Annotated in this window: 16 protein-coding genes; 8 read left to right on the top strand and 8 right to left on the bottom strand. The window is 60.2% G+C overall.

Annotated elements, in window-relative coordinates; translation table 11 throughout:
* Window positions 1–193: 193 nt before the first annotated feature.
* A complete protein-coding gene (locus PDMSB3_RS20385; protein ID WP_007178655.1) occupies window positions 194–673 on the bottom strand; it encodes a nuclear transport factor 2 family protein in 480 nt (159 codons plus the stop codon).
* Between the two features lie 13 nt (window positions 674–686).
* Window positions 687–1,352, bottom strand: a complete 666-nt coding sequence (locus tag PDMSB3_RS20380) for a TetR/AcrR family transcriptional regulator (protein WP_007178654.1) — start codon at window positions 1,350–1,352, stop codon at window positions 687–689.
* 109 nt (window positions 1,353–1,461) lie between these two features.
* Here PDMSB3_RS20380 and PDMSB3_RS20375 point away from each other — a divergent pair, with 109 nt between their 5' ends.
* On the top strand, window positions 1,462–2,112 hold the full coding sequence (locus tag PDMSB3_RS20375) for a YceI family protein (protein WP_007178653.1): 651 nt from the start codon (window positions 1,462–1,464) through the stop codon (window positions 2,110–2,112).
* A 67-nt stretch (window positions 2,113–2,179) separates the two neighbouring features.
* Here the strand turns inward: PDMSB3_RS20375 and tdh are convergent, their stop codons facing one another.
* Both tdh and PDMSB3_RS20365 read right to left on the bottom strand, forming a co-directional pair.
* On the bottom strand, window positions 2,180–3,211 hold the full coding sequence (gene tdh, locus PDMSB3_RS20370; protein WP_007178652.1) for an L-threonine 3-dehydrogenase: 1,032 nt from the start codon (window positions 3,209–3,211) through the stop codon (window positions 2,180–2,182).
* A 13-nt stretch (window positions 3,212–3,224) separates the two neighbouring features.
* Window positions 3,225–4,424: a glycine C-acetyltransferase gene (locus tag PDMSB3_RS20365; RefSeq protein WP_165187533.1), complete on the bottom strand. Its 1,200-nt coding sequence runs from the start codon at window positions 4,422–4,424 to the stop codon at window positions 3,225–3,227.
* A gap of 149 nt (window positions 4,425–4,573) precedes the next feature.
* On the opposite strand from PDMSB3_RS20365, the gene PDMSB3_RS20360 reads away from it, so the two are divergent.
* The 3 genes from PDMSB3_RS20360 (at window position 4,574) to PDMSB3_RS20350 (ending at window position 6,858) form a co-directional block, all read left to right on the top strand.
* Complete coding sequence (locus tag PDMSB3_RS20360; RefSeq protein WP_007178650.1) at window positions 4,574–5,212, top strand: helix-turn-helix domain-containing protein; 639 nt, start codon at window positions 4,574–4,576, stop codon at window positions 5,210–5,212.
* Between the two features lie 105 nt (window positions 5,213–5,317).
* Window positions 5,318–5,716, top strand: a complete 399-nt coding sequence (locus tag PDMSB3_RS20355) for a DUF2471 domain-containing protein (RefSeq protein ID WP_165187531.1) — start codon at window positions 5,318–5,320, stop codon at window positions 5,714–5,716.
* Window positions 5,717–5,775: 59 nt separating this feature from the next.
* On the top strand, window positions 5,776–6,858 hold the full coding sequence (locus PDMSB3_RS20350; protein ID WP_007178648.1) for a tyrosine-type recombinase/integrase: 1,083 nt from the start codon (window positions 5,776–5,778) through the stop codon (window positions 6,856–6,858).
* 71 nt (window positions 6,859–6,929) lie between these two features.
* Here the strand turns inward: PDMSB3_RS20350 and PDMSB3_RS20345 are convergent, their stop codons facing one another.
* The gene (locus tag PDMSB3_RS20345; protein WP_165187529.1) at window positions 6,930–8,135 is read right to left on the bottom strand and encodes a DNA-binding protein; all 1,206 of its coding nucleotides are present in this window, start codon (window positions 8,133–8,135) and stop codon (window positions 6,930–6,932) included.
* A 2,087-nt stretch (window positions 8,136–10,222) separates the two neighbouring features.
* On the opposite strand from PDMSB3_RS20345, the gene PDMSB3_RS20340 reads away from it, so the two are divergent.
* The gene (locus PDMSB3_RS20340) at window positions 10,223–11,572 is read left to right on the top strand and encodes a replication initiation protein (protein ID WP_007178646.1); all 1,350 of its coding nucleotides are present in this window, start codon (window positions 10,223–10,225) and stop codon (window positions 11,570–11,572) included.
* A gap of 58 nt (window positions 11,573–11,630) precedes the next feature.
* Here PDMSB3_RS20340 and PDMSB3_RS20335 read toward each other — a convergent pair whose 3' ends face one another.
* Window positions 11,631–12,689, bottom strand: a complete 1,059-nt coding sequence (locus tag PDMSB3_RS20335) for a ParB/RepB/Spo0J family partition protein (RefSeq protein WP_007178645.1) — start codon at window positions 12,687–12,689, stop codon at window positions 11,631–11,633.
* A gap of 25 nt (window positions 12,690–12,714) precedes the next feature.
* Entirely contained in the window at window positions 12,715–13,377 is a 663-nt protein-coding gene (parA, locus tag PDMSB3_RS20330; protein WP_007178644.1) for a ParA family partition ATPase, read from the bottom strand.
* 1,082 nt (window positions 13,378–14,459) lie between these two features.
* Between parA and arsC the strand changes: the two genes are divergently transcribed.
* On the top strand, window positions 14,460–14,819 hold the full coding sequence (gene arsC / locus PDMSB3_RS20325; protein ID WP_007178643.1) for an arsenate reductase (glutaredoxin): 360 nt from the start codon (window positions 14,460–14,462) through the stop codon (window positions 14,817–14,819).
* Window positions 14,820–14,887: 68 nt separating this feature from the next.
* Here the strand turns inward: arsC and PDMSB3_RS20320 are convergent, their stop codons facing one another.
* The gene (locus PDMSB3_RS20320) at window positions 14,888–15,874 is read right to left on the bottom strand and encodes a sulfonate ABC transporter substrate-binding protein (RefSeq protein ID WP_007178642.1); all 987 of its coding nucleotides are present in this window, start codon (window positions 15,872–15,874) and stop codon (window positions 14,888–14,890) included.
* Window positions 15,875–16,103: 229 nt separating this feature from the next.
* On the opposite strand from PDMSB3_RS20320, the gene PDMSB3_RS20315 reads away from it, so the two are divergent.
* Window positions 16,104–17,480: a GntT/GntP/DsdX family permease gene (locus PDMSB3_RS20315; RefSeq protein WP_007178641.1), complete on the top strand. Its 1,377-nt coding sequence runs from the start codon at window positions 16,104–16,106 to the stop codon at window positions 17,478–17,480.
* Window positions 17,481–17,614: 134 nt separating this feature from the next.
* Window positions 17,615–17,903, top strand: a 289-nt coding sequence (locus PDMSB3_RS20310) for a DUF1272 domain-containing protein (protein ID WP_007178640.1), incomplete at its 3' end; no start/stop codon positions are given.

Raw genomic sequence — 17,903 nt, 5'->3', positions numbered from 1 at the left:
CGAGCGCCGGCGTCATCTGTGTTCTGGGTATGCTTGCGTGCCGTCCGTCGCGCACTGTACCTCAACCCGTCAGCACGATGTTGAGGACACGCTCGGGCGCGCGGGCACATGACGTGCCCGCAAGCGCAGACGCAACAATAACGGAGAACCGATGTCGGAGCGGTGAACGCGCAGCAGGCGTTCGCCGTGCAGGTCAGAGACCGAGATCGGACAGGCCCGGATGGTCGTCAGGACGGCGGCCGAGCGGCCAGTGGAAAAGGCGGTCGGCTTCGCGGATCGGCATATCGTTGATGCTGGCATGACGGTGCGCCATCAGTCCATGCTCGTCGAATTCCCAGTTCTCGTTGCCGTACGAGCGGAACCAGTTGTTCGAATCGTCGTGCCATTCGTAGGCAAAGCGCACCGCAATGCGGTTATCGGTGAACGCCCACAGTTCCTTGATCAGACGATAGTCGAGCTCCTTCGCCCATTTGCGGCGCAACAGGCCGACGATCTCCGCGCGACCGTTCGTGAACTCGGCACGGTTGCGCCATACGCTGTCTTTTGTGTAGGCGAGCGACACGCGCTCGGGGTCGCGGGTATTCCAGCCATCTTCCGCGGCGCGCACTTTCTGGATGGCGGTTTCGCGTGTGAACGGCGGCAGCGGCGGACGGGTTTCGATCGGATCGGTCATGATGGTTCCTCAGTCAGGTTGCGGTCCGCCGGGACGGCGGTCGTTTGCGTGGCGGTGTGCCTGACTCGCTCGCACACTCCGCGTCGAGCAGGACTTGGGCTGCAGCTTGCGCGTCGAGCGCCGCATCGGGCTCGCCGCTCACCAGCGCGACGGCAATCGCGCCGTCGAGCAGGATCAACCATTGACGCGACAGACGCGCGGCGCGGCGGGCATCCATACCCGACTCCGCAGCCAACTCGTCGCATTCGGTTCGCACGAACGCCAGCAGGCGTTCCTTGTGTTTGCGCGCGACGATCCGGATCGGATCGTCCGCGGAAGCGATCTCACCGGACGCATTCAGAAACGCGCAACCATGAAAATCTTTCGACGCAAACCATTCGCGCAGCACCTCGAACATGCCGAGCAGACGTTTGCGCGCCGTCTTACCGTGCCGTTGCGTGCCTGCGATGAACCAGTTCATCCAGCGTTCGTCGCGCCGGTCGAGCGCAGCCGCCACGAGTGCGTCTTTCGATCCGAAATGCGTGTAAAAGCTTTTGCGCGCCGTGCCCGACTGCTTGACGATCGCGTCCACGCCGGTTGCATGAATGCCGCCGGCGTAGATCAACGCTTCCGCCGCATTCAGCAACCGCTCGCGGGCGCTGCCCGGCGGCACTGATTCAATGTGAGTTTCGGTATCCATGAGACGAAGGGTAGAACGATCATTCTCCCTCGTCAAGTCTTTTGCGTTTTTGCGGGTTGGGTGTGCGACCTGTTATCTTGAGCGGAATCGGTCAACGGGAACGAACTTCATGAGCACTCTGACTCTCCGCGCCACGTTTGTGCGCGCCTTCCTGAGCGCAATGCTACTGACGGCGGTGGCCTGCACGCCTTTGCAAGTGCTCACGCATTCGGTCAGTCAAAACGAAGCGCGTGTGCCGCCGGGCCGCTACGAAATCGATCCGGATCACTGCAGCATCACCTTCGACATCGATCACTTCAAGTATTCGCGCTTTACGGCGCGCTTCGATCGCAAGAAGGGACAGCTCGACTGGAATGAAGGCGGTCTGGACAAGAGCACGACGTCGGTAACGATCGACGCCGCGAGCATCGACACGAATGTGCCGCTACTCGACAAAATGGTGAAGAGCGGCAGCATGCTCGACGTGGAGCGCTATCCGGAGATCCGCTTCGTCAGCACGCGGTTTGAGCGCACCGGCGAGTCGCGCGGCACGTTGACCGGCGATCTGACGATTCACGGCGTCACGCAACCGGTCACGCTTGATGTCACCTTCAACGGTTTTGCGCCTGATCCGCTCACGAAAAAAGACACGCTCGGCTTTTCTGCCGAGGGTCATTTCAGTCGCGCCAGGTTTGGACTGGCTACGTGGTATCCGGCCGTCGGCGACGATATTCATGTGCGCATTCAGGCCGAGTTCGTTAAAACGCCCGCAGGCGGGTGAGCGCGGTGCGGGCGTTATGGGCCGCGGGCATTGCTACACGCGGTAATGCGGATACTAGCGTGCTAACTCACGCGGCGGTCCAGTCGAGAATCACTTTGCCGCTCTCGCCTGAGAGCATCGTGGCGAACGCTTCCCGATAGTCGTCGACCTTGAAATGGTGCGTGAGGATCGGCGACAGGTCCAGCCCGCTTTGCAGCATCGCCACCATCTTGTACCAGGTCTCGAACATCTCGCGCCCATAAATGCCCTTGATTTCGAGGCCTTTGAAGATCACCTGAGTCCAGTCGATCGCGGTCTGCGCGGGCGGAATGCCGAGCAGCGCGATCTTGCCGCCGTGGTTCATCGCGTCGAGCATGCCGGTGAACGCGCTCGGCACACCGGACATTTCCAGCCCGACGTCGAAACCTTCCGTCATGTGCAGGTCCGCCATCACGTCGCGCAACGATTCGCGCGAGACGTTGACCGCACGCGTGGCGCCCATCTTGCGCGCGAGGTCGAGGCGATAGTCGTTGACGTCGGTAATCACCACGTTGCGCGCGCCGACGTGTTTCGCGATCGCCACCGCCATGATGCCGATGGGTCCGGCGCCGGTAATCAACACGTCTTCGCCGACCAGATTGAACGACAGCGCAGTATGCGTGGCGTTGCCGAACGGATCGAAAATAGCGGCGAGGTCGTCGGAAATCTCGGGCGGAATCTTGAATGCGTTGAAGGCCGGAATCACCAGATACTCGGCGAACGCGCCTTCCCGATTCACGCCGACGCCCACCGTATTGCGGCACAAATGCCTGCGGCCCGCGCGACAATTGCGACAGAAGCCGCACGTGATATGTCCTTCGCCGGACACACGGTCGCCGATCGCAAAGCCGCGCACTTCCTGGCCCATTTCAACGATTTCACCCACGTATTCGTGGCCGACATGCATCGGCACAGGAATCGTTTTCTGCGCCCAGTCGTCCCACTTCCAGATGTGAATGTCCGTGCCGCAAATCGCGGTACGCGTGATGCGGATCATCACGTCGTTGTGACCGACTTCGGGTTTCTTGACGTCCGTAAGCGTGAGGCCCGGAGCGCGTTCGAGTTTTGCCAATGCTTTCATGTGCGCCTCCGTATCAGATGACGCCAAGTTCGCGGCCGACGCGCGCGAAAGCATCCACCGCGCGGTCGATCTGCTCGGGCGTATGCGCGGCGCTCATCTGCGTGCGAATGCGCGCGCGGCCTTTCGGCACCACCGGGAACGAGAAGCCGATCACGTAGACGCCTTCCTTCAGGAGCGCATCGGCCATTTTCGATGCGAGTTGCGCGTCGCCGAGCATGACCGGAATGATCGGATGCTCGCCGGGCACTAGCGTGAAGCCGAGCGCGCTCATCTTGCTGCGGAAGTGAGCGCCGTTTTCGCGCACGCGTGCGCGCAGTTGCGCGCCTTCCTCGCTGGCCAGCAGTTCAAGCACCTTCAGCGAGGCGGCGGCAATACTCGGCGTCAGCGTGTTCGAAAACAGATAGGGACGTGAGCGTTGCCGGAGCAACTCCACGATTTCCTTGCGCGCGGCCACGTAGCCGCCCGATGCGCCACCGAGTGCCTTACCCAGCGTGCCGGTGATGATGTCGACGCGCGACAGCACGCCGCAATGTTCCGGCGTGCCGCGTCCGTGTTCGCCGACAAAACCCACCGCATGCGAGTCGTCGACCATCACGAGCGCACCGTAACGGTCGGCCAGATCGCAGATGCCGGCGAGGTCGGCGATGATGCCGTCCATGGAGAACACGCCGTCGGTGGCGATCAGTTTGAAGCGTGCGCCGGCGGCTTGCGCTTCGATCAGTCTGGCTTCGAGATCGGCGAGATCGTTATTCTTGTAGCGAAAGCGCTTCGCCTTGGAAAGCCGCACCCCGTCGATGATGCTCGCGTGGTTCAGTTCGTCGCTGATGATCGCGTCATTCTCGTCGAGCAAGGTTTCGAACAGCCCGCCGTTTGCGTCGAAACAGCTGGAGTAGAGAATGCAATCGTCGGTTTGCAGAAACGCGGCGAGCGCTTTTTCCAGCTTCTTATGTACCGTTTGCGTGCCGCAAATGAAGCGCACCGACGCCATGCCGAAGCCGTCGCTATCCAGACCCTGCTTTGCCGCGTCGATCACGCGTGCGTCGTCGGCGAGTCCCAGATAGTTGTTCGCACAGAAGTTCAGCACGGCCGAGCCATCGGCGAGACGAATGTCAGCCGATTGCGGGCTGGCGATCACGCGCTCGTTCTTGTAAAAGCCGTCAGCGCGAATCTGCTCGAGGGTGTCGCGCAAATGGGCGAGGTATAGGTCACGCATGAACCAGACTCCTGAAAGGGGTGAAAGCGCCCGTGTCAGCGTGTTCGGCATGTGCGACCACGAGGCGGCCTGTTATAGTCGGCTGTCAGTTTTATCGGATATTTTCGTTTTTCCGAACTAAAATCCGGTATGTCGAACAACTCTAAACGATGGGTCAGGAAATGGCAAGTTCGGGTATCCGCCGCGCCGCGGCCAACGCGGCACCTACTTCGGGCGCAACATCGGTGCCGGCAGTTGCGGCGCCGCCGCGCGTCGGCGAGCAGATTCAGCGCTTGCGCGCGGAACGGCGCATGACGCTCGACGACCTGTCGCGCGCGGCCGGTGTGTCCAAATCGATGCTCTCGGAAATCGAACGCGACAAGGCCAATCCAACCATTGCGGTCGCCTGGCGTCTGACTAATGCGCTCGGTGTCAGTCTCGATTCGCTGTTCGCGCCACAGAAGACGCCGGAAGCGATCGCCGTCTCCGGTCCGCACGAGATTCCCACTTTGAGCGGGCACGACGCCAGGTATCAGTTACGTGTGTGGGGGCCGATCGAACTGGCCGGCAAGTTCGAGTGGTATGAATTGACGCTGCAGCCGGGCGGAGTGTTGGCGTCGAACGCCCACGAACCCGGCACGCGCGAGCATCTGACCGTGTTGCACGGATCGATCGAAATCGAGGCAGCCGGCACGACAAAACGGCTCAAGGCGGCGGACACCGCGCGTTATGTCGCTGACGAGCCGCACGCGATCCGCAACGCCGGCAAGGGCGAGGCGAAAGCGCTACTAGTGGTGATTCATGGCTGACATTTCGGCGCACCGTGGCTAGCGGTTGGCGGAATCGGCGCTTCGGACGAGGTTGCGCCGAATACTGTATATTTGTACAGTACAGGGTATCGACTGGAGCCGATCATGAACGACCTGATAACCGACTCGACCGACCACGCTCTGGCCGCGCTGCGCTATCAAACCGCGGCGCGTGATCTCGAACGCATCGTGCGCAATATCGCTGCGCGCTATATCGTGCAGGAAGTGCCGCTCACATGGCGTTTGCTGCACGCCGTCGAAGCCGAGGCGCTTGCAGATCTCGGCTTCGCCAGCCGGCACGACGCGCTGATGCTGGGACTCTTTCAACGGCCGTCCGATCTGCCGTATCCGGAAACGGACGAGGCCGTGGACTTCGGCACCTCCACGGCGTTGCCGGCGGTTTTCGCGTTTGCGGTCAGCGCCTATGAAGAGGCGGCACGCCGTGCTGTCCCCCCTTCGTCGCAGAATGCTCCTCTCAAACGCGCACGCGCGTGGGGTGACTGAAGGCTGCGTTTCGAGCGGTTGCCACCTACAATAGGTGCAACTAACGGAACTGTGAGTCCATGTCACCCCCTAATCTGACCGACCCGGTCCCGCGCCCGGCGCCATCCACGGACCTCTTCGATCAACAGCGTGAGGACTGGCGTCGCGACCCACAAATCGCTTTCGACGCATGGCTTGCGAAACAGCATTTCCGGCGTTCTTCCGCTGAAGTCTACCAGGCACAGTGGGGGCTCTTTCTCGACTGGTTGGGCATGCGCCAGAAGAGTCTGGTCACGGTCGACGCTCGCACGATCGCCGAATTCGTTGCCGGGCTCGATGTCCGGAAAACCCAGCGCATGCGGTATTTACGGCTAATCGAGCGAGTGCTCGATCACGTGCGCGAAATCGAATCTGCTTCGACCAATCCAGCGCGTTTCATTGCTCAGGACGGCGAGGCAGCCTGGCGCAACGCGCGTGATAACGAGCCGACCGGCTTTCTCAGTCATGCCGAACGAACTGCGCTGACCGCGCATCTGTTTTCGCCGTTAGCGGATCTGTCAGCGGCTCAGCGTTGGCGGGAGCGGCGCGACCGTGCGTTGATTGCGGTGTTTTTAGGCGGTGGATTGAAAACCGGTGAAGCCGCCGCGCTTTCGGTTAGTTGCGTGAATGCCGGCTCACCCTGGGTGACGATCGAGGCGGCTAATCCGATGCTCACACGGCGTACCCGTCTTGCGCCGTTCGCCGCAGCCATTCTGGACGCCTGGCTCGCCGAGAGACAGCTTGCGGAATTAGCCGGGAATCTGGTTTTCCCCGCATCCCCCTCCGGACGCCCGATGCATAAAGCCACCATGCTGCGCGCCGTCGATGCATTGATCGGCGGAGCGGGAATCGCCGCGTCGCGGACGTCGCGAGCCAGTCCGCAAACATTGCGCAACACGTTTGCCGCGGATCTGTTCGAGAGCGGGGTCGAGGCGGAACTGGTCGGGCAATGGCTGGGATTTGTGCAGGCGGTGTCGGCCAACCGTTTGTATCGCGCGTGGCAAAACTGGACGGATCAGCAGGATTCCCCTGCCGCGGACGTGCCGGATCCGGCTATTCCGCCATTGCCCGCGCCTAGGCGCGACGGGCGTTCGACGAGGAAAAGGGGAGCCAGCGAGTCCTGAATTTCCTCACCTTTCTGGTCCCGAATTTCCTCACCTTTGCCACTTTGTCCGTTATCGCAACGCGCCAAACCTCATGCCGATGCCGCAACCGAACTGCTCGACTGAAACCGGCTAACCGCCTCCAGCCTTGACTCACCGAGACCTGACGAGTGATCGCACTCCGGACATTGCAGCTCGAAGCGGTGATCCACTTGCGACAGTTCCGGCTCACCTTCCTCACATTTTGGGCACCGTAGCGGTAAGGCCACGTGGCCATCCACGGCGGTGCCGATCGCTTTCAATTCGTGTTCTGTCAGCCGGCCGGCTTCGACCAGCGAACAGAGCAGGGTGGCAATTGCAGGATCGACGCCCTGCTGGCTGCGCAGGACGGCGACTTCTTTCGTCAACGCATCCAATTCGTCGGATTGCTCGCGCAGTTGGGCGTCGAGTCGGTCGCCGCGCGCCTTGGCCGCGGCGATTTGCTGAATAAACTCAAACTCTTTGCGGCTTGCGTCGCGTAGGCCGGACTGATAGGTCGCCGCCATGCTGCGCAAAGAATCGAGTTCGACCAACATCGGTTTGACGCGGCGCTCGGCTTCGGCAATTGCGTCTTTAATCTGTTGCGCATAGTGCTCGGTGCTTTGGCGCAATTCGACGTGCAACGCGTCGATCCGGTCCCGTAACGTCGCATTGGTCGCAAATTCGGTGTCAAGGCGTTGCCGAAGCGCCTCGTTTTCCTGATCGAGACGGCGCACTGTTGCCTGCAGCCCTTCCTGGTGAGTATTACCGTGCGTGGTCGCGCTCGACAATTCTGCTTCCAGCGCGCGAACGCGTTCCCAGCCCGCCTCCGCTCGCAGTTCGCTGCGCTTGATCGCGTCTTCCGATGCTTGCTGGCGAATTTCCGCATCTCGGGCGCGCTGGTCGGCGGCGGCGATCTGCGTATGCATTTCCTCGCGCTCGTCATCGAGCGTCGCACGTGCGTGTGTGACGGCCTCTTCAAAAAGTGCGCCGAGCAGTTCGCCGGCACGCTCTTCAAGTGCCTTTGGGATAGCGCCGGCACCAACTTTCATGCGCGACACATCCCGGATGCGTTCCCAGAAGTGATCGATGTCTTTGGGGATGTCGCTCGCACTGCCGGTTTGCGTGAGATCGCGAACGGTGGCCATAGATGGCCGGATGCCTAGATCAAAAAAAAGTCGCTTGCATGCGTGGAGCGAAAGATCTTGCCGCCGAGCCCCGTTAGCTCGAAGCGTTTCAAGCTCATTCCGAATGGCTTGCCGTTCCTGATCCAGATTCATATGTCCCTCGACGTCGCTCGAATTGGATAGATCATAACAATTTACGTATTTTTTGCTACGTATTTGTCGTTAAGGAACGTGGATTAGCAAAAAGGCGTTACTTGGGTGCGTGGTTGGGTCGATGGATTCGTACCGGCCGGATTTTTCCGTGAAACAAAACGAAGAATAGCTAATAAGGTCTTGTAAAGAAAGAGCTTTTAAAGGTTTTACAGCGATTGCATACTGTTTCACGACCGTGTCGTTATGCCAACATGGTTCGAGGAGGCTTTGTCCGAAGGACGCACGGGGAAAGTCTAGAGAGTAATAAAAGTAAACACCTTTGAACCCATGTTAAAAACGTTAACGCCACGGCAAAGCCTTATCTGGCAGGGGTTTCAGCCCGACAAGGTGAGGCTTTGCGGGAGATGTGGTGAGGTCTTGCGGGAATGTCGGGTGATGAGGTTCGGGGGACTCGGTGAGCCGGTGCGGGACAGAACGTGAGGGGGTTCAGGAGGGACCCTAAAAGTGCAGTATGACCAAAGGTGAGATTTTGCGGGAGCTGAACGCCACAGATTACCCGGCAGCGCTCAAAAGTCGGTTTGCAGTCTGGCCAAGGCTAAGGTGAGTGCCTTCGGGATGCTCTGCCGTGGCCAATTTGGACCTTATTTTGAGCCGGTTAACCCCATTGGTGAGTCAAGTCGGGAGAAAACGCGAACCGGAGGTGAGGGTTTACGGGGCACGAGGGGCGTTTTTGCCTCATTTCTGTGCGTCCACATATCTGAGGTGAGGGTTTTCGGGAGTGAGGAGGTGTTTCGGCGCGATGCGAAGCATCGACGCTGTGAGGCCGTCGATCCTCTGTATGACGAAGGTGAGGAAATTCGGGAGGTAGGGTTTTGTGCGGTGAGCCGTCTGTGAAATATGCGTCGTTCGCCACAAAGGTGAGACTTTTCAGGAGTCGTTTCTGTGCCGACCGATCCATAAGGTGAGGAAATACAGGAGGGAAAATGGCTTCCACATCGCTGAAAAGCCCTGTAGACGTTGTTGAGGGCGTTTTCGGCTAACAGTCGGGGAATTTGAACGGTGAGGATTTTCGGGGCCGTGGCGGCCGCGATCAGTCATGCTGGAATCCACCTAAATTAGCTCTAAGGTGAGATTTTACGGGAGCGCTCGTAGACGGTGTTGCCATAGCTTGAAGTGTAAGTCATTGAAATTGTTGAGTATTGGCTCGGTGATTCGCAAAGGTGAGGGTTTTCGGGGGCGCTCTTTCAGGATGAGCGAGAGCTCCTGGAGTGGTCAATGGTGAGGTTTTTCGGGATAGTTTTTCGCTGCTTTCTGGGCTCAACAGGTCGGGAGGCCGCGTCATTCCGAGCTCTCCGGCAACGTTAAGGTGAGCTTTTTCGGGGGCATAGGGAAGAGGCGCGCAAACCGCGGGTCGGGCACCCCCCTCAAGTTTTGTCCATAGCCGTTTGCACGAGTTACAGCTGGCGGCTCGCGTGAAAGGCCAGTACTGGCGATCCTGGCTCGGCGCATTATTGGAAAGCTTGCGACGCCTGTGGAGAACTGGCCTGAGGGGCTATATGGCATGAACGCGCGTGGGTGGCATACGGGCCGGTCCGATGAACGCTGTGGAGGCTTGTGGCTGTGGTCGCGGCCGTTTGGCTGCGCCGGGCACGCATTTGAAGTGTGGCTGGCTTCGGCGATGCGCATTCGACAGCACACTCGTCGGCCTCCACATTTGTACTGCCACGCGCCTCTGCTACGGGACCGTGATTGCCCGAACCTTCTTCACGACTTGGCCGGCTCGCGAATGCTTCAGGTCTGCGTGCGCACCTCGTCAAAAATCCATGAAAATTTTTTGAGGTGAGAAGATTCGGGATCGGACCACGTGCGTTGGTCCGCGCAGCGGAAATGGTTCGAATTTGCCAGGCCCGCGACCTGCAAGGACCGGCCGAACCTAGGGCGAAACGGCTGAGGTGAGGGTTTTCGGGAGTTGCTGGAGGTGAGTTGCTGCTCGTAAACTCACTTCACCGCGAACGGTGAGATGTGCGCTATAGACGCGTATCACCGCAGCCGGTATGCTCTCGCCAAATCCCTCCTCGACCAGACGCATGGCCACGAAGCGCGCGAAGAAGACCGATGTAGTCAGCCCGAGCTCGGCCGAATTGCGCAAAGCCGTCGAGGCGATCGCGATTCAGCCGAAAAGCGGCAAAATCACGCTCCTTACCCGCAAGCTGTTCAACGTGCTCCTCGCCGTCGCCCAGCAAGCGGACGAATCCGGTGACACGTATCGGGCCTTGCTGTCCGACATCGTCGCGAACTCCGCGTTTGATTCCAACGATACCGCGCTCGTCAAGGAGCACTTGCGGCGCATGGTTTCAGTGCAGGTGGAATGGAGCACCGGGACGTCCAGTCAGAAACCAGGTCGGAAATGGGGCATTTCCACGCTGATCGCCGACGCCGAAATTCTCGAAGATCCCACCACCCGCCGCGTCTGGGTGGAATTCTCGTTTGCGCCCAAGATCAAGAAGAAGCTGCTCGACCCGGTTCAGTACGCGCGTCTGAGTCTCCAGTTCCAAAGCCAACTTCGCAGTAGCGCGGGTCTCGCGCTTTACGAGATTTGCGTGCGCTACCTGACCAACCCGAGCCATCTGACGATGCGGGAAACGTGGGAATGGTGGCGCCCTATCCTTTCCGGCACGCCAGACACGGAAGCGGGCGATGAGGCGAAGCGCGAGTACAAGTACTTCAAGCGTGATTACCTGCGCCCGGCCATCGCCGAGGTCAACGCGGTCACCAACATCTTCGTCGAACTGATCGAGCACCGGGAAGGACGCCGCGTGGCCGAGATCCAGTTCCGCGTGACCGAGCGCAAGCAGCCTATGCTTGCACTCGACGAACATCCAAACGTGTTCGACAGCACGCTGGTCGACCGGATGGTGAAGATCGGCATTCCGCTGAAAGAAGCACAAACGCTGTACGCCGATAGCGAAGAAAATCGCATTCGCGCCGCGCTTCAGATGACTGAACAACGCATGCGCAGCACGTCGTTGCCGCCGGTGCGCAGCGCGCCAGCGCTGTTCAAGGACGCCTTGAAGAAGGGTTATGCGCCGCCTGTCGAAGCACTGCCGTCGAGCGGTGGCGGCAAGGCTGCGATGGCTGCGCCGGCGGACGATCTCAAGGCCCGGCTGCTTGGCGAGTACTCGGCATATCGCCGCAAGGAAGCGCGCGAGCTGTACGACGAGCAGGGTGAGTCCGAGCGGGAGATCGCGCGGCAGTCATTTGAAGAAGATGAACTGCCCGGACTCGGCACGCACATGCGCGACGACTGGCGTCGTCGTGGGCTGGATTCGAAGATCGTTGAAACGGCATTCTTCGATTGGCTGGCTCGCAAGACCTGGGGTGAGCCAACCGACGGTGACCTGCTTGCCTTCACGCTGAGCCAGTCGCGCGCGGCGTAATGATCGGATGGGGCGCCGCGGTTGACCGCAGCGCTGCCCACCTCTGGACAAGCCCTTCTTACTTCAGCATCTTTTCAATCTGTCGAAGGATGTCGTCGCGCTTTTCACGCGTGAGGCCCTTCAGACGCAGTTCGATTCGATCGTCTCCGTACGACTTAAGATCGCCTACCGACACCCCGTCGAGTTTGATTTCCAGACGCTGCGCGTAGCGTTGCCGTCCCGCCGGTTTGGCGCTTTCCTGGCCGCTTGCCCTTCCCTTAACGATGTCAGCAACCTGCCGGGTGCTCAGATCGTCCGAGAGGATCTTGTTGATCAGACGCAGCGTCGCATCGGCGCCGCGGGCAGTGTGGTAACGACCGACCTGATAGGCCATGTTGGAGCCGAAGCGATCGGGTCTCGCGACCATCTCATGCATGACGACCTCGGGCAATTTGGAAATTGACAAGGCGACTGCAACGGTCGACTCGTCCAGCCCGAGGTGTTCGGCGAGTTCTTTCTGGCTCTGGAAGTGCCGGTCGTCGAGAAAGCGTCTCCATACGACCGCGTTGTCGAAGACGGTCTGTGAATCACGTTGGACGTTGAGGTCGTAACCAAGCTTGTAGCTCTGAATACCGATCGGCAGATCGATGACGATGGCCTTCACCGATTCCTTGTTCGCTTCTTTCAGTGCTCGCACGCGCCGTCCGCCATCGCTGACGAAGTAGCTGCCGGGGTTGTCGTAATCAGGAATAACGTGAATTGCCTGCTGCTGCCCCTGCTTAGCCAGGTTGACCGCGAGTTCGGCAATCGACGACTTCAGATAGAAATGCCGCGGGTTGAACGGGCTCGGCTTGATCGTTTTGAGCGCCAGCTCGATGACCTGACCAGGCCGGTAGCCGTGCTCGAGCCGCCATGTGCGGTAGGCCGCTGATTCATTGGCTGCATCAACGGCATCGACTTCGGCGACGTTCTGCGACGGCGTGCCGGGCGCGATGATGCGCCCCGCCGCCTCGCTATTCCTGGGGTCGTTCTTGACGATACCGTCGATTGCGTTCAGGCGATCGAGAGCGGTCCGCTTTTCGCTGCTGGTCGAATCAGGACGTGCTTGAAAGCCTTTGGCGAATTGGGAGGGTTTCATTCATGGTCCTTTATGCGCATAAATTTCACGGGAGCAAGGCGGCGATCTCATTCGCACACGCTCGTACTTCAATGGCGGCAAGCTTGGCGCCGCGATCATTCATCTGGAGCACTGTTTGCCCTAACGCCATAGCCTGCTTATAGGCCTCGCGAGTCGGGATCTGTGTCTTGAGCAACGGGAACCCGAGCTCTTCCAACGCGCGTTTCAGTTCGCGCGTCAGCATCCGTTTTTCTTCGGTTTTATTGAGGAGGAAGACCGCGCGCAGATCCTCGTTCATGAGCTGCGCCTGCTGGACAAGTTTCACCAACCCGATACTCGACCAATAGTCGGCAGGCGATGACGATGTCGGGATCACGGCGACGCTGGCAGCGAGCAGGACCACGCCTGAGACTTTCTCAGTGATAGAGGGCGGGCAGTCGACGACGATGATGTCATAGTCGGCCACGAACTTCTTGATCTCGCGGTGGATCTGGCTACCGGCTTCGGAAAGATTGACGACCGGAAAGGGGATACCCGTATCGCCGTCTGATGACGCACTGGCCCAATGGATCAGTGTGTTTTGACCATCTGCGTCTACAACGAGGACGCGCTTGCCTTTCTCATGAAACGCAGCGCCGAGGTGCATCGCGATGGTGCTCTTCCCGACCCCGCCCTTCTGCTGAGTTACCGCGATGATTTCTGCTGCCAAACTTCACCTCCTCTTTTTAGACGCAGATGGATTTTACCTGGATGATTTTGTATTTCAATCGTTTTTGTGTAAACGCGAGAATGATTAGCCATTCGGGATAGGTTTATGCGCATAAACGCTCGGACGCAGCGACGTGGTCGTTGGCCAGTCGAGGGAGAGCCGCTCTTCTGATACTTCGATGCCCGGTCTGGTCGATGCGGCGTCTGTAGACGGCAAGCGGCCCTAGGCTGATAGTCCATCGAGTGTTGTTTGGAAGGTTCGGGCGGTTTTGCCCGCGCTGTGCTGAATCGGACGAGTTGGGGCCTGCGCCCGCGTGATTGTCTTTATCAGCGCGCGCTCCCCCGAGTCTGGCGATATGCCCTAGTGCGGAGGGCGCGGTGGACGTGCTGGTGTTGGTCCAAGATTTATGCGCATAAAGTCGCCACCGGGAGGATCCGCGGTGGCCGTTACTTAGCTAAGGGAGGTTGGGGGCCACCCCTTGACGCATCGGCAAGCTGGTCGAGAGCCGAGAGTATCGGTCCGTCCTTTATGAAGGCGTCTCGCATAGCGCGAAATACGCGAACGGCGGCGGCTCGGAGGAGGCGGCGGGCGCGCTAGCCTCCACGCTTTATGCGCATAAAGCGCAAACCCTTTCCGCCACAAATAGGATTCCTCGTTCAGTAGTCAACGACGCCCGGTCCACGCTGCGACATGGGCCGCCGAAAAAACCTCGCACGGAATGGCGCTCTATTTAGTGCGAGGTTGCGAGACAGCTTTCTCGCATGGGCAACCCGTGTGGTCTCTGTATGGCCTAGATGCCTCATCCACCCGCCACACCGAGTGTCATTTCAAATACACGCAATAAATTGGGAAATATTCAAAAACGGCAAACCACATTCTTAACCTATCATCCAATCCCTCGCGCAGCGCCGCCAAAGTGTCCGGGCCCCTTCGGACTAGGTATCTCCACAAACCCTTGCGTCCACAAACATATAGAGCTGCCGCGGCGGCGCACCTCCCAACCGGTAAAATCCTCACATAAACCACCCAACCTCCCGTTGCGCATGCGCAGTCCGCAACCCCATTCACCATCACCCGAAACCATGATCACGATCTACCACAACCCCCGTTGCTCAAAATCACGCGCCGCATGCGAACTAATCGCCGACACCTACAACAGCGCAAACGAAGCAACGGAAATCATCGAATACCTCAAGCATCCACTCACGGTCGATCAGCTCAAGCAACTCAACGCGCAGCTAGGCTGCGCAGTCCGCGAAATGATCCGCGACACGGAAGCCGAGTACAAAGAACTCCAGCTCTCCGATGCCACGCTGACTGACACTCAGTTATACGAAGCATTGGCGAAACATCCCATCCTTCTGCAACGGCCAATCGTCGTGCGAAACGGGCGGGCCGTGATCGGCCGCCCCCCCGAAAAAGTCGCCGCGCTATTCGACTGAATGCGCCTGATTGCGCTTGAATGGCGACACAGCGCGAGCAAATAGAGACTGTATGTCAGGCCAGCGGACTAGACCTTGCTCGCAGGCAACGCCGCATCTTTAGTCACGATCCGCGTAGGGATAATGTGCAATTCGGCGAACGTGTCGGCGATATGCTGTTGTTCCGCGAGCACACTCGCATCGACGGGTTTGTAGATGTGCGCATAGTGTCGCAAGCCCGCTTCGATCACGCCTGCGTCGAGCCCTTGAATGGGCGCGAGCTGTGCGGCCGCTTCGCTGTAATGCCCCCGCACCCACGCTCCTTCTTTGCCGACTTCGTCCATCGTGATCGCGAGCACATCGGCGTTCTGTTGAGCGAACGACCGGGCACTGAGGAAGAACTGATGATGGCTCACGATGCCTTCGCCATCCGCGAGCAAGCGCGCATTCGACTGCCGCTTCGCCGCTTCGAGGAAAGGATCCCAGATCGCCCACGCATCGATCGCGCCGCGCTCGAAGGCCGCGCGGGCATCGGCGGGCGCCAGGTAGACAGGCTGAATCTCGCTGTACTTCACGCCGCTCTTCTGCAGGGCGGCGACCAGAAACCAGTGAACATCCGAGCCTTTGTTGAAGGCGATTTTCTTGCCCTTCAGATCGGCCAGCGTTTTGATCGGTGCGTCCTGATGCACCAGGATCCCTTCGGCATGCGGCGTCGGGATTTCATAGGCGACGTAGACGAAGTTTGCGCCGGCGGCTTGCGCGAACACGGGCGGTGCTTCCCCAACGTAGCCGAAGTCGATGGCGCCGACATTCAATCCTTCGAGCAACTGCGGCCCCGCGGGAAACTCGGTCCATTTGACGGTGATGCCGAGTGGCGCGAGCCGTTTTTCGAGCGTGCCGTGCGACTTCAGCAACACGAGCGTATTGGCTGCCTTCTGGTAGCCGATGCGAAATTCCCTCGCGTGCGCATCGGCGGCAAAAACGGACGTGGAGACGACGGGCAACGTGGCGGCGGCGAGCGTGGCGCCCACACCTGCAATGAACGCGCGGCGCGTGAGCAGCGGATGACGTGACATAAAAATGTTCGTTAAAAAGACGGACGCAAAACGGACCGATTGGCCCCGACAATAATTCGTCTGCAAGCCTGGACGAACCGATAAATTCACATAAGCAAATCACGCGAGCTAGCGAAGCTCGTAGGGCTCCCGATCTGGCGCCTTCTGCGTCGAATCGCCGCCCGCCGCTACAATTCGTCATCCGCGGGCGGCCCGCGGATGCGTCACTCTCTCGACCAAAAGGGACACCGTGCATTTGACAACAACACTCGCGCCGTGGTCATCCCACGACACCCAACTGATTCTCTCGTGCGCGCTCGGGCTCGTACTGATCATCGTTTTCATCAGCGCGCTGAAGCTCGCGCCGTTCCTGTCGATTCTGGTCGGCACGTTCGCAGCGGGTTTTTCGGCGGGCCTGCCGCTCGAAGCCGTTGCCAGTGCATTCAGTAAAGGAGCGGGCGCGCTGCTCGGCGACGTCGGCATCATCATTGCGCTCGGCGCCATGCTCGGTGCGCTCATGGCCGAATCCGGCGCCGCCGACCGGCTGGTCTCGACCATTCTCAAGCACTCCACGCCGCGCACGCTGCCGTGGATGATGGCGGTGGTCGCACTGATCATCGGCTTGCCGCTCTTTTTCGAAGTTGGCCTCGTGATGATGGTGCCGATCATCTTCGTGATGGCGCGCCGTTCGCAGCAACCGATCCTGCGTATCGCGATTCCGGCGCTGGCCGGCATGACCACGCTGCACGCGCTTCTGCCGCCGCACCCGGGTCCGCTGATCGCGGTGAGCGCGCTGCACGCCGATCTCGGCCTGACGCTCGGGCTCGGTCTGATCGTCGCGATTCCCGCGGTGATTCTCGCGGGACCGCTCTACGGCATCTGGTTGTCCAGGCGCATGCACGTGGTCGAGCCGGAGGAAATGGGCAAGCTCTTCAGCGCAAAGCAAGACACCGGCGAGCCGCCGGGTTTCGCGATCTCCCTCATCACGATCCTTTTGCCCGTTGTGTTGATGCTGGGGCGCACGGTCGCCAAGCTGCTGCTTCAGCCCGAAACGTTTCTGTTCAACACGCTGAATTTCCTGGGTGAGCCGCTGGTTGCGCTCGGCCTCACCGTGCTGTTCGCGGTGGTGGCATTGGGTTGGTCACGGGGCATGGCGCGCGAGCGCGTGGGCGGCATTCTGCGCAAGAGCCTGCCGCCGATCGCTGCGCTGCTGCTGACCATCGGCGCCGGCGGCGGCCTCAAGCAGGCGCTGGTGGTAGCCGGCATCAGCACGACGATCGGCAAGGTCGCGGTCGGCGCGCACATGCCGCTGATTCTGCTGGCCTGGCTGATCGCGGTCGCGCTGCGTCAGGCGACGGGTTCGGCGACGGTTGCCACCACCACTACGGCGGGTATCGTCGCGCCGGTCGTCGCGGGTCTCAGCACGACGCACAATTCGCTGATGGCGCTCGCCATCGGCGCGGGCTCCGTGTTCTTCTGCCACGTGAACGACGCCGGTTTCTGGATGGTCCGCGAGTATTTCGGTTTGCAATTGAAACAGACGGTGATGGTCTGGTCGGTTTTGCAGACGATCGTGTCCGTCGTCGGCCTTGCGCTCACGCTCGTGTTATGGACAGTGCTGACGTGACGGTGGAATAGGCGTGCGCCGCGTTGGCAGGAATTGACGTCTCGCTGTCAATTCCGGGCAGCCGACGCCACTTACACTGGCCGACAGGCGAGAGGCGGTTGCGCACCTCGCTTCCCTGAAAACGCGGAGCCACCATGCTTGAACTGAGACCGTCCTGCGAAGGATGCGGCAAGTCACTGCCGCCAAACGCATCCGACGCCATGATCTGCACGTACGAGTGCACCTTCTGTGAAGTGTGCGCGCTCACCAGGCTGCGCAACGTGTGTCCGAATTGCGGCGGCAATTTCCAGCGTCGGCCGATTCGCACACGCGCTCAACTCGAGAAGCATCCGGCCGGTGTCACCTCGCATCCCGTTTCGATCGATGAAGCGTCGCATGCGCGTTTCTTCGAGCGTTACCGGGACACGCCGCCCGGCGAGCGCT

Source organism: Paraburkholderia dioscoreae, assembly GCF_902459535.1.
Taxonomy (GTDB): domain Bacteria; phylum Pseudomonadota; class Gammaproteobacteria; order Burkholderiales; family Burkholderiaceae; genus Paraburkholderia; species Paraburkholderia dioscoreae.
Note: the sequence above shows the minus strand (reverse complement) of the source record. Positions and strands in the feature narration are given on the sequence as shown.